This is a genomic window from Erwinia sp. Eh17-17, assembly GCF_039675725.1.
Classification (GTDB): domain Bacteria; phylum Pseudomonadota; class Gammaproteobacteria; order Enterobacterales; family Enterobacteriaceae; genus Erwinia.
In genome coordinates, this window is record NZ_JBDFQT010000002.1 from 350,313 (window position 1) to 364,861 (window position 14,549).

The 14,549-nt window shown below is 52.0% G+C and carries 10 protein-coding genes; 4 read left to right on the top strand and 6 right to left on the bottom strand.

Annotated features, from left to right (window positions below; all coding sequences use genetic code 11):
- Nucleotides 1-64 precede the first annotated feature (64 nt).
- The 4 genes from rpsA to serC form a co-directional block, all read right to left on the bottom strand.
- A complete protein-coding gene (gene rpsA, locus ABEH87_RS07025) occupies nucleotides 65-1,741 on the bottom strand; it encodes a 30S ribosomal protein S1 (protein ID WP_346575184.1) in 1,677 nt (558 codons plus the stop codon).
- Nucleotides 1,742-1,894: 153 nt separating this feature from the next.
- Nucleotides 1,895-2,578, bottom strand: a complete 684-nt coding sequence (gene cmk / locus ABEH87_RS07030) for a (d)CMP kinase (RefSeq protein WP_346575186.1) — start codon at nucleotides 2,576-2,578, stop codon at nucleotides 1,895-1,897.
- A gap of 122 nt (nucleotides 2,579-2,700) precedes the next feature.
- On the bottom strand, nucleotides 2,701-3,987 hold the full coding sequence (aroA, locus tag ABEH87_RS07035) for a 3-phosphoshikimate 1-carboxyvinyltransferase (protein ID WP_346575188.1): 1,287 nt from the start codon (nucleotides 3,985-3,987) through the stop codon (nucleotides 2,701-2,703).
- 89 nt (nucleotides 3,988-4,076) lie between these two features.
- On the bottom strand, nucleotides 4,077-5,162 hold the full coding sequence (gene serC / locus ABEH87_RS07040) for a 3-phosphoserine/phosphohydroxythreonine transaminase (protein WP_346575189.1): 1,086 nt from the start codon (nucleotides 5,160-5,162) through the stop codon (nucleotides 4,077-4,079).
- Between the two features lie 309 nt (nucleotides 5,163-5,471).
- On the opposite strand from serC, the gene ycaO reads away from it, so the two are divergent.
- The 4 genes from ycaO to pflA all read left to right on the top strand — a co-directional run bounded on the left by ycaO (nucleotide 5,472) and on the right by pflA (nucleotide 11,708).
- Nucleotides 5,472-7,229 carry a 30S ribosomal protein S12 methylthiotransferase accessory factor YcaO gene (ycaO, locus tag ABEH87_RS07045; protein WP_346575191.1) on the top strand — a complete coding sequence of 586 codons (1,758 nt, stop codon included), beginning with the start codon at nucleotides 5,472-5,474 and terminating at the stop codon, nucleotides 7,227-7,229.
- Between the two features lie 367 nt (nucleotides 7,230-7,596).
- Nucleotides 7,597-8,454, top strand: coding sequence for a formate transporter FocA (gene focA / locus ABEH87_RS07050; protein WP_346575193.1), 858 nt, complete (start codon nucleotides 7,597-7,599; stop codon nucleotides 8,452-8,454).
- 90 nt (nucleotides 8,455-8,544) lie between these two features.
- Nucleotides 8,545-10,827: a formate C-acetyltransferase gene (gene pflB / locus ABEH87_RS07055; RefSeq protein ID WP_346575194.1), complete on the top strand. Its 2,283-nt coding sequence runs from the start codon at nucleotides 8,545-8,547 to the stop codon at nucleotides 10,825-10,827.
- Nucleotides 10,828-10,967: 140 nt separating this feature from the next.
- Nucleotides 10,968-11,708 carry a pyruvate formate lyase 1-activating protein gene (gene pflA / locus ABEH87_RS07060; RefSeq protein ID WP_346575196.1) on the top strand — a complete coding sequence of 247 codons (741 nt, stop codon included), beginning with the start codon at nucleotides 10,968-10,970 and terminating at the stop codon, nucleotides 11,706-11,708.
- Nucleotides 11,709-11,767: 59 nt separating this feature from the next.
- Here the strand turns inward: pflA and ABEH87_RS07065 are convergent, their stop codons facing one another.
- Both ABEH87_RS07065 and serS read right to left on the bottom strand, forming a co-directional pair.
- A complete protein-coding gene (locus tag ABEH87_RS07065; RefSeq protein WP_346575197.1) occupies nucleotides 11,768-12,919 on the bottom strand; it encodes an MFS transporter in 1,152 nt (383 codons plus the stop codon).
- A 290-nt stretch (nucleotides 12,920-13,209) separates the two neighbouring features.
- Nucleotides 13,210-14,502, bottom strand: coding sequence for a serine--tRNA ligase (serS, locus tag ABEH87_RS07070; RefSeq protein ID WP_346575199.1), 1,293 nt, complete (start codon nucleotides 14,500-14,502; stop codon nucleotides 13,210-13,212).
- Nucleotides 14,503-14,549: the final 47 nt, after the last annotated feature.

Here is a 14,549-nt window from a genome sequence, read left to right on the forward strand (position 1 = left end):
CCCTGTTAGGAAAAGTTCTGACAGTAACGACGGTACAGGGCAGCTTACGCTGCCCTGAAAGCGATTACTCGCCTTTAGCTGCTTTGAAAGCTTCAGCCATTGCGTTAGAGAAGTTGCCTTCTTCCGGTTTGGTAGTGTTAACCGTGTTGATAGCTTCTTTCTCGTCAGCCTGGTCTTTCGCACGAACAGACAGGCTAACAACGCGGTTTTTACGGTCTACACCAGTGAACTTAGCTTCAACATCGTCGCCAACGTTCAGAACCAGAGTTGCGTCTTCTACGCGGTCCAGCGATGCTTCAGAAGCACGCAGGTAACCTTCAACGCCGTCTGCCAATTCAACTGTAGCACCTTTAGCGTCAACTGCAGTCACTTTACCGTTAACAATTGCACCTTTCTTGTTCAGAGAGATGTAGTTGTTGAACGGATCTTCTGCCAGCTGCTTAACGCCCAGGGAGATACGCTCGCGCTCTGCGTCAACCTGCAGAACCACAGCTGCGATTTCGTCGCCTTTCTTGTATTCACGAACTGCTTCTTCTCCGGTAGCGTTCCAGGAGATGTCAGACAGGTGAACCAGGCCGTCGATGCCGCCGTCCAGGCCGATGAAGATACCGAAGTCAGTGATTGACTTGATTTTACCTTCAACACGGTCGCCCTTGTTGTGGGTTTCTGCAAACTGCTGCCATGGGTTGTTTTTGCACTGCTTCAGACCCAGGGAGATACGACGACGTTCTTCGTCGATGTCCAGAACCATAACTTCAACAACATCGCCCACGTTAACAACTTTAGATGGGTGAATGTTTTTGTTGGTCCAGTCCATTTCAGAAACGTGTACCAGGCCTTCAACGCCTTCTTCGATTTCAACGAAGCAGCCGTAGTCGGTCAGGTTAGTTACACGACCAGTCAGCTTGGTGCCTTCTGGGTAACGTTTCGCGATAGCAACCCATGGATCTTCGCCCAGCTGCTTCAGACCCAGAGAAACACGGGTACGCTCGCGGTCGAATTTCAGCACTTTAACAGTGATTTCATCGCCAACATTCACGATTTCGCTTGGATGCTTAACGCGTTTCCATGCCATATCAGTAATGTGCAGCAGGCCGTCAACGCCGCCCAGATCAACGAATGCACCGTAGTCAGTAAGGTTCTTAACGATACCTTTAACTTCCATGCCTTCCTGCAGGTTTTCCAGCAGCTGATCGCGCTCTGCGCTGTTTTCGGATTCGATTACCGCACGACGTGAAACTACAACGTTGTTACGTTTCTGATCCAGCTTGATGACTTTGAACTCAAGCTCTTTGCCTTCCAGGTGCAGCGTATCGCGCACTGGACGTACATCTACCAATGAACCTGGCAGGAACGCACGAATACCGTTCAGCTCTACAGTGAAGCCGCCTTTCACTTTACCGTTGATAACACCGGTAACAGTTTCAGCTTCTTCGTAGGCTTTTTCCAGCGTGATCCATGCTTCGTGACGTTTAGCTTTTTCACGAGACAGCAGGGTTTCACCGAAGCCGTCTTCTACTGCATCCAGAGCAACGTCTACTTCGTCGCCAACCTGAATTTCCAGTTCGCCGGCTGCGTTCTTGAACTGCTCTGCAGGAATTGCAGACTCAGATTTCAGACCCGCATCAACCAGAACGACGTCTTTGTCGATAGAGACAACAACGCCACGAACGATGGAACCCGGACGGGTTTCGATTGTTTTTAAGGATTCTTCAAATAGTTCAGCAAAAGATTCAGTCATATTGATAATCTTCAGGATTCTTCAATTTAACGTCCACCTGACATCCTGCCGGGTGGGGTTGTTTCACATGCCCCATGACGTCCATATCACAGGGTTAGATAAATCATTCTGCGAGCCATAGCTCGAACAGAGGTCATTAAGCGTAGCTGATTTTTACGCCAGTGCGAGCTTTTCACGCGCATATTTCAACGCGATGTCGATCACCTGCTCAATCGACATTGTTGTCGAATCAAGCACTAAGGCATCATTAGCCGGCACCAGCGGTGCAATGGCACGATTGCGATCGCGCTCATCCCGCTCTTTTATCTCAGATAAAAGGCGCTCAAAGTTAACACTAAAGCCCTTTTCCTGCAACTGTAGCATACGGCGGTGAGCACGCTCTTCGGAACTGGCGTCGAGGAAAATCTTCACGGGTGCGTCAGGGAAAACTACCGTCCCCATATCGCGACCGTCGGCAATCAGTCCGGGAAAATCACGGAAAGCACGCTGGCGGCGGAGCAAAGCTTCACGCACGCGGGGGAAAGCCGCCACTTTGGATGCAGTATTGCTCACATCCTGAGTGCGGATTTCACCAGAAACATCTTCACCTTCCAGTATCACTTCCATCTCGCCGTTGTTTGAGACAAAACGCACGTCAAGATGAGCGGCGATGGGCACCAGCGCTTCTTCAGAAGTGATATCAACCTGATGATGCAGCGCAGCCAGGGCCAGAACGCGATAAATTGCACCGGAATCCAACAGGTGCCACTGCAATGCCTCGGCCATTGCTTTACACAATGTCCCTTTCCCGGCACCACTTGGGCCATCAATGGTGATCACTGGGGCTATTGCCGTCATGTCGTTCTCCTGTCGGTGGGATGCCAGGGCAGCAGCTACCCTGGCAAATATCGACGCGCATTATACCCTTCATGCCGTAAGCTGCAACTGCGATGGTTGCGCATCACATCAGGTTATTCGCGTTACGCAAACTGGCTGATACGGGCGAGCTGTTCGAAGTAATCAGGGAAAGTTTTGGCAGTGCATTTCGGGTCAAGAATGGTGACCGGGGTGGAAGAGAGCGCCACCAGAGAGAAACACATGGCCATGCGATGATCGTTATACGTTCCGATCTCAGCAAACTGAATCTGCGCGGGTGGAGTAATACGGATGAAGTCATGCCCTTCTTCCACTTCCGCACCCACTTTACGCAGTTCCGTCGCCATTGCGGCCAGACGGTCGGTCTCTTTAACACGCCAGTTATAGATATTGCGCATTACGGTTGTTCCTTTCGCAAACAACGCCGCAGTCGCAATGGTCATAGCCGCATCCGGAATATGGTTCATGTCGAGATCGATCGCCTTCAACTCACCACGAGTACAGGCAATAAAGTCATCGCCCCACTCTACGCTGGCACCCATTTGTTCCAGCACGTCAGCAAAACGAATATCACCCTGCATACTGTTACGGCCGATCCCGGTGACTTTCACCGTGCCACCTTTGATGGCCGCAGCGGCCAGGAAATAGGAGGCTGAAGAAGCATCCCCTTCAACCAGATAATCACCCGGTGTCTGATACTGCTGCTGACCACGAATATGGAAGGCGCGGTAGTCCTCATTCTCAACCTGAACGCCAAAGGTCGCCATCAGATTCAGAGTGATATCAATATAAGGTTTAGAAACCAGCTCGCCTTTAATAACAATGCGGGTGTCGTTTTCCGCCAGCGGTGCCGTCATCAGCAGTGCCGTCAGGAACTGGCTTGAAACGCTACCGTCTACGGCGACTTCTCCCCCGCGGAACCCACCTTTAAGACGCAGAGGTGGATAATCCTCCTGCTCAAGATAGTCAACCACGGCCCCGCCCTGACGTAAGGCATCCACCAGGTGCCCGATTGGGCGCTCTTTCATGCGAGGTTCACCGGTCAGAACGATGTCATTGTGGCCCAGGCAAAGTGCTGCAGCCAGAGGTCGCATGGCGGTTCCGGCATTGCCGAGAAACAGTTCCAGCGAGCCTTCAGCCTGAAGCGCTCCCCCCTGACCCACGACTTCACATACGGTGCGATCGGCAGACAGCGTAAAATGGACGCCCAACGCCTGCAGTGCATTCAGCATATGGCGAACATCATCGCTGTCGAGCAGATTTGTCAGGCGGGTGGTGCCTTTTGCCAGGGCTGCCAACAGCAAAGCGCGGTTCGACACGCTCTTGGAGCCAGGAAGGTTAACGGTACCGTCGACCAGGGCGATTGGTTTTAACGTCAGGGAATCCTGCATGTGAAACATATTCTCCAAAATAATTACAATGAAACCCCGCTGGGCTGCGGGGTTTCAGATTTAAATCTTACTGCAAACACCGGGGCACATTAGCCGTGGCGACGTTCGAAGTCGACCATAAAGTCAGTGAGCGTCTTGACGCCCTGCAGCGGCATCGCGTTATAGATTGAAGCGCGCATACCGCCAACAACACGGTGGCCTTTGAGCGCATGCAAGCCTGCGGCAAATGACTCTTCCAGGAACAGCTTGTCCAGTGCGGAATCGGCCAGTTGGAACGGCACATTCATGCGCGAACGGTTAGCTGCGGTGACATCGTTGCGGTAGAAACTGCTGTTATCGATAGTGCCATATAACAGGTCAGCTTTTGCCTGATTACGTTTGTCGAGTTCTGCCACACCACCCTGCTCTTTTAACCACTTGAAGACCAGGCCGGAAAGATACCAGGCAAAGGTCGGCGGGGTGTTGAACATGGATTCGTTATCAGCCAGCACTTTGTAGTCGAGAATCGAAGGCAGCTCTTTACGCGCCTGACCTAAAAGATCTTCACGCACCACCACCAGCGTTAAACCGGCAGGGCCGATATTTTTCTGCGCACCGGCGTACAGCACCCCGTAACGGCTGACATCAATCGGTGACGATAAAATGGTCGAAGAGAGATCTGCCACCACGACTTTGTCACCAAAGTCCGGGTTTTCCGGGATAGCGATACCGTCGATGGTTTCATTCGGGCAGTAGTGAACGTAGGCCGCGTCATCAGACAGCGCCCACTCGCTCATCGGCGTAATGCCACGCAGGCCATCAACAGTCGTCTTAGCGTCGATCACGTTAGGCGTACAGTATTTCTGCGCCTCTTTTACGGCACTGGCAGCCCAGTAGCCGCCATCGATATAATCCGCCGTGGTGTGCTGACCCAGCAGATTCATAGGGATGGCAGCAAACTGGGCACGCGCACCGCCGTGGCAGAATAAAACTTTGTAATTGGAGGGGATTTTCAGCAGATCGCGAAAATCTTTTTCTGCCTCTTCAGCGACCTGAATAAATTCCTTACTGCGGTGGCTGATCTCCATAACGGAGGTTCCTAAACCCTGCCAGTTGCAGAGTTCCTGTTCAGCGCGACGCAGCACTTCTACCGGCAACATAGCCGGGCCTGAGCTAAAATTGAAAACCTGACTCATTTCCCCTCACCACTCTCAGATCAATCGGTTTTGATTCCTCTATCGGTTTTATCACTGCCACCCCATTGCTGCAACGATTTATCCGGTCAACCGACCAGTTTACCCGTGTGCTACGCAACCGTTTGTAGGGCAAATGAAACAGCCAACGATATATTGTGAGGCGTTTTCCTTTATGAAAAACAGACCACTTATCTTTTCATTGTAAAATGGCATTCTTGCGGCCATGAATTTAATGATGCCGGATAGCGATTCCGCCCGAAACCCCGTATCATTGCGCGCTTTACGCACAATCAATAACGAGTGGGCAAAATGACTCAAACTTATATCCCAGGCAAAGACGCCGCGCTGGAAGTTTCCATCGCACGATTTCAGCAAAAACTACAGGATCTGGGCTTCAATATCGAAGAAGCCTCCTGGCTGAATCCTGTCCCTAATGTCTGGTCAGTCCATATTCGCGACCGCGACTGCCCGCTGTGTTTTACCAACGGTAAAGGTGCCAGTAAAAAAGCTGCGCTGGCCTCTGCGCTGGGCGAATATTTTGAACGCCTGTCCACCAACTATTTCTTTGCCGACTTCTGGCTGGGCGAGAAGATCGCTAACAGCGATTTCGTTCATTACCCTAACGAGAAGTGGTTCCCTTTACCGGATGACGACCAGTTGCCTGAAGGGATCCTTGATGCTCGTCTGCGTAAATTCTACGATCCTGAAGACGAAGTCAGCGCCAGCGATCTGATTGACCTTCAGTCCGGTAATGCCGAACGCGGCATCTGCGGTCTGCCGTTTACCCGCCAGTCAGATCAACAAACCGTCTATATTCCGATGAACATCATCGGGAACCTTTACGTGTCCAACGGCATGTCTGCAGGCAATACCGCTAACGAAGCTCGTGTTCAGGGGCTGTCAGAGGTGTTTGAGCGCTATATCAAGAACCGCATTATTGCGGAATCAATCAGCCTGCCGCTGATCCCGCAGGAAGTATTAAATCGCTATCCGGGCGTGGTTGAAGCGATCGCTTCACTGGAAGCTGAAGGTTTCCCAATCTTCTCCTACGATGCTTCTCTGGGTGGCAAATATCCGGTTATCTGCGTGGTGCTGTTCAACCCGGCTAACGGTACCTGCTTCGCATCCTTTGGCGCACACCCTGACTTCGGCGTGGCGCTGGAGCGTACCGTAACTGAACTGTTACAGGGGCGCGGCCTGAAAGATCTGGATGTCTTTACCCCGCCAACCTTCGACGATGAAGAAGTTGCCGAACATGCGAATCTGGAAACTCACTTTATCGATTCCAGCGGTTTGATTTCCTGGGACATGTTTAAAGATGATGCGGACTATCCTTTCGCCGACTGGAGTTTCAAAGGCAGCACTGAGGAAGAATTCGCCACGCTGATGGCGATCTTCAAGTCAGAAGACCAGGAAGTTTATATCGCTGACTATGAGCACCTGGATGTATACGCCTGCCGCATCATCGTACCTGGTATGTCTGATATTTATCCGGCAGAAGACCTGCTGCTGGCGAACAACAGCATGGGGGCTTATCTGCGCGATACACTTCTCAGCCTGCCGGAAAGCAGCTGGGAAAAAGCAGACTATTTATCGCTTCTGGAGCAGCTGGATGAAGACGGTCATGACGACTTTACCCGCGTACGTGAACTGCTGGGTCTGGCAACGGGTAAAGACAATGGCTGGTACACGCTGCGTATCGGCGAGCTGAAAGCGATGCTGGCGCTGGCAGCTGGCGACCTGGAGCAGGCACTTATCTGGACGGAATGGACGATGGAGTTCAACCAGTCGATCTTCAGCCCTGAACGTGCCAACTACTATCGCTGCCTGCAAACGCTGCTGCTGTTGAGTCAGGAAGAAGGCCGCGATCCGCTTCAGTATCATACGGCGTTTGTACGCATGTACGGTCAGCAAGCGGTAGACAATGCATCTGCAGCTATCAGTGGTGAAGCGCCGTTTTACGGTTTGCAGAGTGTTGACAGCGATCTGAACGCCTTCCCGGCGCATCAGTCTCTGTTGGCTGCCTATGAGAAACTGCAGACGGCTAAACGCCTTAACTGGAAATAACTGTTCAAAAAAGTGATTTCAATTACCGATATCACTCCTGTTAAGTCTTAATTTTTCCTGCCGTTCATTGAGCGGCAGGTTAATAAAAGGTAACAGCCAAAGCCTTTACCTATTTAATTGTCACAATTCCGCTATATTTGCTTTGATAAATTCACTCTCCCGGTCATTCTTCTCGCATGAGACTCAAATATTTTTTGAATAATTAAAAAAGTTTTATCCCATATAATACAATAAGATAAATCCATAAACCCTACTAAAAACAGGCCTTTACCTGCTGGTATGCTGAGCCTATATGATCCATATCAATTTCTCTCCTATACTCCTTTGCTAGACTTTCCTCGCTGACTACTTTTGGGAGGACGTTAGTGTGAAAGCTGGCAACCCCTTTGATCTATTATTACCGTCCGAAATGGCAAAAGTTGCCGAAGACGCTGGCGTCTATAAAGCAACGAAACACCCCTTCACCACTTTTTTTCTGGCAATTACTGCTGGCGTATTTATCTCTATCGCTTTTGCTTTCTATATTACCGCGACAACGGGCACGGCCGCCGTCCCGTGGGGGCTGGCGAAACTGGTTGGTGGTATCTGCTTCTCACTGGGCCTGATGCTCGTGGTGGTATGCGGTGCCGACCTGTTTACTTCCACGGTTCTTACGGTAGTGGCGAAAGCCAGCGGCCGTATCACCTGGGCGCAACTCGCACGCAACTGGATCATCGTCTATGTCGGTAACTTTATTGGGGCCATCTTCTTTGTCGTACTGATCTGGTTTGCTGGACAGTATATGGCAGCCAACGGAGCCTGGGGACTCAATGTCCTGCAAACCGCTGACCATAAGATGCACCACACATTCATTGAAGCCGTCTGCCTTGGCATCCTGGCGAATCTGATGGTGTGTATGGCGGTGTGGATGAGTTATTCCGGACGCAGCCTGCTGGACAAGATGTTTGCCATGGTGCTACCGGTAGCCATGTTTGTGGCCAGTGGTTTCGAGCACAGCATTGCCAACATGTTCCTTGTGCCAATGGCCATCATCATCAAAGACTTTGCCACTCCTGAGTTCTGGCAGGCGACCGGAGCAAGTGCAGAACAGTTTTCGCACCTCACCGTTAGCCATTTTATTACCGATAACCTTATCCCTGTAACGCTGGGCAATATTATCGGGGGTGGTTTACTGGTTGGTTTAACGTACTGGGTGATTTATCTGCGTGATGGCGATCATCACTGATAGTGCCCGCTGAAAGAATTTTGCAACCGTCGGTGTGATGTCACCCGTCGGGAACGTACAACGAACTTCACGTTATAAGGTAGGTATCAAATGACCGAGCTTAATCAAAAAATGGCGGCAGCCTGGGAAAGCTTTGCACAGGGTGAATGGCAGACCAGCATCAACGTCCGTGACTTCATCCAGAAAAACTACACACCGTATGAAGGCGACGAAGCGTTCCTGGCCGGTGCCACTGAGGCAACGACTGCTCTGTGGGACAAAGTTATGGAAGGCATCAAACAGGAAAACCGCACTCATGCGCCGGTTGACTTTGATACCGACCTGCCATCGACCATCACATCTCACGATGCAGGTTACATCAATAAAAGCCTGGAAAAAATCGTCGGTCTGCAAACAGAAGCGCCGCTTAAACGCGCCCTGATCCCGTTCGGCGGCATCAAAATGGTCGAAGGTTCATGCAAAGTTTATGGCCGTGAACTCGACCCGACTGTGAAAAAAATCTTCACCGAATACCGTAAAACCCACAACCAGGGCGTCTTCGATGTCTATACCCCAGACATCCTGCGCTGCCGTAAATCAGGTGTACTGACAGGTCTGCCAGACGCCTATGGCCGTGGCCGTATCATTGGTGACTATCGCCGCGTTGCGCTGTACGGTATCGATGCGCTGATGAAAGACAAATTCGCGCAGTTCACCTCTCTGCAGAGCGATATGGAAAACGGTGTTAACCTGGAAGCGACGATTCGCCTGCGCGAAGAGATTGCAGACCAGCACCACGCTCTCCAGCAGATCAAAGATATGGCTGCCAAATACGGCTGCGATATCTCTGGCCCGGCGACCAGCGCTAAAGAAGCCGTACAGTGGACCTACTTTGGCTACCTGGCTGCGGTGAAATCACAGAACGGTGCCGCGATGTCCTTCGGTCGTGTGTCTACCTTCCTGGATATCTATTTCGAACGCGACCTTAAAGCAGGCAAAATCACCGAACTGGAAGCACAGGAACTGATCGACCACCTGGTGATGAAACTGCGTATGGTGCGCTTCCTGCGCACACCGGAATACGATGAGCTGTTCTCTGGTGACCCAATCTGGGCAACGGAGTCACTGGCCGGTATGGGCGTTGATGGCCGTACCATGGTGACGAAAAACACCTTCCGCTTCCTGAACACGCTGTACACTATGGGTCCGTCTCCGGAACCTAACATGACCATCCTGTGGTCTGAAAAACTGCCGCTAAACTTCAAAAAATACGCAGCTAAAGTGTCCATCGACACCTCTTCTCTGCAGTATGAAAATGACGACCTGATGCGCCCTGACTTTAACAACGATGATTACGCCATCGCCTGTTGCGTCAGCCCGATGATCGTCGGCAAACAGATGCAGTTCTTCGGTGCACGTGCCAACCTGGCAAAAACCATGCTGTATGCCATTAATGGCGGCGTGGATGAAAAAATGAAAATGCAGGTTGGCCCGAAAGAAGCGCCAATGATGGATGAAGTGCTGGATTACGATAAAGTGATGGATCGTATGGATCACTTTATGGACTGGCTGGCAAAACAGTATGTCACCGCGCTGAATGTCATCCACTATATGCATGACAAATACAGCTACGAAGCTTCGCTGATGGCGCTGCATGACCGTGATGTATATCGCACTATGGCCTGTGGTATCGCGGGCCTGTCAGTGGCGGCTGACTCCCTGTCGGCTATCAAGTATGCCAAAGTCTCCACCATCCGTGATGAAGATGGCCTGGCAGTAGACTTCAAAATTGAAGGTGAATACCCGCAGTTCGGTAACAACGACTCACGCGTGGATGATATTGCCTGTGACCTGGTTGAACGTTTCATGAAGAAAATTCAGAAACTGCAAACCTACCGCAATGCTGTACCTACTCAGTCAGTACTGACCATTACCTCTAACGTGGTGTATGGTAAGAAAACGGGTAACACCCCGGACGGCCGTCGTGCTGGCGCACCATTCGGTCCAGGTGCAAACCCAATGCATGGTCGCGATCAGAAAGGTGCGGTTGCCTCTCTGACGTCCGTTGCTAAACTGCCGTTTGCCTACGCAAAAGATGGTATCTCTTATACCTTCTCTATCGTGCCAAACGCGCTGGGTAAAAATGATGACGTGCGTAAAACCAACCTTGCAGGTCTGATGGATGGTTATTTCCATCACGAATCAAGCATCGAAGGTGGCCAGCACCTTAACGTCAATGTGATGAATCGTGAAATGCTGCTTGAAGCGATGGAGAACCCGGAAAAATATCCGCAGCTCACCATTCGCGTATCAGGCTATGCCGTTCGCTTTAACTCACTAACTAAAGAGCAGCAGCAGGACGTCATTACACGTACCTTTACGCAAACCATGTAATTTGCTGTCAGTGCTTTTTACAGGCTCCCTCCGGGGAGCCTGTTCACCACCAGCCGGTTTTGTCAGTTATCTGATTCGGATCACTGCCAAAACAGACTTAACACAGCTAAAGACTGTGTCACCGTGGAGAATTCATCGCAATGTCAGTAACCGGTCGCATCCACTCTTTTGAATCCTGCGGGACCGTTGACGGTCCTGGTATCCGCTTCATCACCTTCTTCCAGGGCTGCCTGATGCGCTGCCTGTACTGCCACAACCGCGATACCTGGGACACGCACGGCGGTAAAGAGATTACCGTTGAAGAGCTGATGAAGGATGTGGTGTCCTATCGCCACTTTATGAATGCCTCTGGCGGTGGCGTTACCGCGTCCGGCGGAGAGGCTATCCTGCAGGCCGAATTCGTTCGTGACTGGTTCCGCGCCTGTCAGGCGGAAGGGATTAACACCTGCCTTGATACCAATGGTTTTGTGCGTCGCTACGATCCGGTCATTGATGAACTGCTCGATGTCACGGACCTGGTGATGCTCGACCTCAAGCAGATTAATGACGACGTGCATCAGATTCTGGTGGGGGTTTCCAACCATCGCACACTTGATTTTGCCCGCTATCTGGCTAAACGCAATATCCGGACCTGGATCCGCTACGTCGTGGTGCCGGGCTATTCTGATGATGACGAGTCAGCTCACCGGCTGGGCGAATTCACGCGGGATATGGGCAACGTAGAGAAGATTGAACTGCTGCCCTATCACGAACTGGGCAAGCATAAGTGGGTCGCGATGGGGGAAGAATACAAGCTGGACGGCGTACACCCGCCAAAAGCAGAAACGATGGATCGGGTTAAGCAGATCCTTGAAAGCTACGGCCACCACGTGATGTACTAAATGTTTTGCGTGGCGATGAAATAAAGGGCGGGCCGTTTTTTCTGGTCCGCCCTTTAGGTTTATGCGTGCGCAACCGGCGTCGCATGATGATCCGCTTTACGCAGCAGCATCACCAGATAAACCAGCGCCACTCCGGCAATCATCACAAACAGCAGACGGTCAGAATAGCTCTGCATCAGCATGGAGGTCATCGTGGGTCCCACCAGGCTGCCAACGGTATAACTCAGTAACAACGCCTGATTCATCGCCACCAGCTCATGATGAGCTACGGTTTCGCAGGCCCAGGACATCGCCACCGGATAGAGAGTGAAGCCTGCACAGCCAAGAATAAACAACGCCGGAGCCATCGCAGCGTTGCTCAGCATCGCCAGCGCTCCGAGGATCACCACAAAAACCTGCACGCGCAGGACCAGCAACCGGCCGTAGCGGTCAGCCAGACGCCCTACCGGCCACTGGCCAATAATGCCCGCACTGACCAGTAATGCCATCCAGTAACCTACCGTAGAGTCGCTCATTCCCTGATGGGAGAGATACAGCGGCATCAGGCCATAGAGTGAACCCAGCACGATACCCGAAATAATACAGCCATTGATGCCGAGGCGCGCATTACGGCGGCGCAGCATGGGCCAGAGACGCCCTGGCGGAGTTTCTTCTTCTCCCTGGCTGGCGGTAACGCGGCAGAAGACCAGCGGCAGCACAGCCGCCAGTATCACACTGCTGACCCACGGCAGCACATGCATCAGCTCAGTAGAAACTTTGCTGACCAGCAGCTGGCCTATTACCGTACCGATGTAATAGACGATCATATACGCCGCCAGCAGCCGCCCACGGTTACGCAGAGTACCGTTACACAATAACGCGCTCTCCACGACAACCCAAATCAGCGCACAGCCGATCCCCGCGACAAAGCGCCACATCGTCCACGACCAGAATCCCGTTCCCAGCGCCAGTGCGACCGTCGCCAGAGCAAACACCAGCGAGGCAAGGTAGTAACTACGATTAAAACCGTACTGCTTGATCACCCACCCCGCCAGCAACGTGCCCAGCAGGTTTCCACAATAGTAGGAAGAGCTGACCATCCCCACCTGCCAGGTCGGCAACGCATCATGCGTCAGCCAGAGCGGCACCAGAGTATTCAGCACGGCAATAGACACCGTCAGCAGCAGCAAGCCGCACAGCAGCACCAGAACGGGACGTGACCAGGTGGACATAGTAGTGAAGAACCGAAACGAGGGAGATTTTGCGCGCATCATGCCACTGCGCAAACAATTGTAAAAGCGCAATAAAATGGCAATAGCACGATTTGTAGTACGGCGATTTAATATTTTTATCTACAAAGGGTTGGCAACTGAAACGCCCCGTTTCTTAAACCGCTTATCTCATTGAATTCATTCAACATCAACAAGATGAACGCGCGAATTATCCATTATATTATTTGCTCGATCTATGGCATAAAAAAACCCGCCTGCGGCGGGTTTTCTCAGCGTTTTTACGACAGGGTTTAACCGATAGAGGTTAAGCCTTTCATATACGGACGCAGCACTTCAGGAACCTCGATACGACCATCCGCCTGCTGGTAGTTTTCCAGCACCGCCACCAGGGTACGCCCGACGGCCAGACCGGAGCCATTCAGGGTGTGAACCAGGCGAGTGACTTTCTCACCACGCGGTCGGCAGCGCGCTTTCATTCGACGCGCCTGGAAATCGCCCATGTTTGAACAGGACGAGATCTCACGGTAAGTATCCTGCGCCGGCAACCACACTTCCAGATCGTAAGTTTTGTGCGAGCCAAAGCCCATATCGCCGGTACACAACAGCACCTTACGGTAGGGCAGGTTGAGCAGCTGCAGCACTTTCTCTGCATGGCCAACCAGCTCTTCCAGCGCATCCATCGAATCTTCCGGACGCGTGATGTGTACCATTTCCACTTTATCAAACTGATGCATACGGATCAGACCGCGCGTATCACGACCATAAGCTCCCGCTTCAGAACGGAAACATGGCGTATGGGCCGTCATTTTGATCGGCAGAGATTCTTCTTCCAGAATCTCATCGCGCACCAGATTGGTCAGCGGAACTTCAGAGGTCGGGATCAGCGCATAGTTGCTGCTGGAGGCTTCTTCTTCCAGCGGACGCGTATGGAACAGATCTTCGCCAAACTTAGGCAACTGGCCCGTGCCGTACAGGCTGGCGTGGTTCACCAGGTAAGGCACATAGGTTTCCTGATAGCCGTGCTGTTCGGTGTGCAAATCGAGCATGAACTGGCTCAGAGCACGGTGCATCAGTGCAATCTGGCCCTTCATCACGATAAAGCGCGAACCGGTCAGTTTCACCGCCGCAGCAAAATCCAGGCCCGCGGCCATTTCGCCCAGCTCAACGTGGTCACGCACGGCAAAATCAAATTTACGCGGCTCACCCCAGCGGCTGATTTCCAGGTTTTCACTGTCATCTTTGCCCAGTGGCACGACATCAGCAGGGATGTTCGGAATCGCCATTGAAAAGTCATGGATACTGGTCAGCAGCGCATCCAGCTCTGCTTTTGCAGCGTCCAGGCGTTCGCCCAGCACATTCACTTCCTGACGCAATGGCTCGATATCTTCCCCACGTGCTTTGGCCTGCCCGATGGATTTGGATCGCGAGTTACGCTCTGCCTGCAGATTTTCCGTTTCGACCTGCAGTACTTTACGACGCTCTTCATGTGCGCGCAGCGTTTCAACGTCCAGCTTATAGCCACGGCGTGCCAGTTTTTCAGCGACTGCGTCTGGCTCAGTACGCAGTAGATTGGGATCGAGCATGCTTGTCCTGTGATGATTGATTGAGTGTAAAAAGAAGGGGCGCACTC

What these genes read in the sequence shown, in the direction of transcription:
- rpsA (WP_346575184.1), bottom strand. Translation starts at nt 1,741, where the DNA reads ATGACTGAATCTTTTGCTGAACTATTTGAAGAATCCTTAAAAACAATC.
- cmk (WP_346575186.1), bottom strand. Translation starts at nt 2,578, where the DNA reads ATGACGGCAATAGCCCCAGTGATCACCATTGATGGCCCAAGTGGTGCC.
- aroA (WP_346575188.1), bottom strand. Translation starts at nt 3,987, where the DNA reads ATGCAGGATTCCCTGACGTTAAAACCAATCGCCCTGGTCGACGGTACC.
- serC (WP_346575189.1), bottom strand. Translation starts at nt 5,162, where the DNA reads ATGAGTCAGGTTTTCAATTTTAGCTCAGGCCCGGCTATGTTGCCGGTA.
- ycaO (WP_346575191.1), top strand. Translation starts at nt 5,472, where the DNA reads ATGACTCAAACTTATATCCCAGGCAAAGACGCCGCGCTGGAAGTTTCC.
- pflB (WP_346575194.1), top strand. Translation starts at nt 8,545, where the DNA reads ATGACCGAGCTTAATCAAAAAATGGCGGCAGCCTGGGAAAGCTTTGCA.
- pflA (WP_346575196.1), top strand. Translation starts at nt 10,968, where the DNA reads ATGTCAGTAACCGGTCGCATCCACTCTTTTGAATCCTGCGGGACCGTT.
- ABEH87_RS07065 (WP_346575197.1), bottom strand. Translation starts at nt 12,919, where the DNA reads ATGTCCACCTGGTCACGTCCCGTTCTGGTGCTGCTGTGCGGCTTGCTG.
- serS (WP_346575199.1), bottom strand. Translation starts at nt 14,502, where the DNA reads ATGCTCGATCCCAATCTACTGCGTACTGAGCCAGACGCAGTCGCTGAA.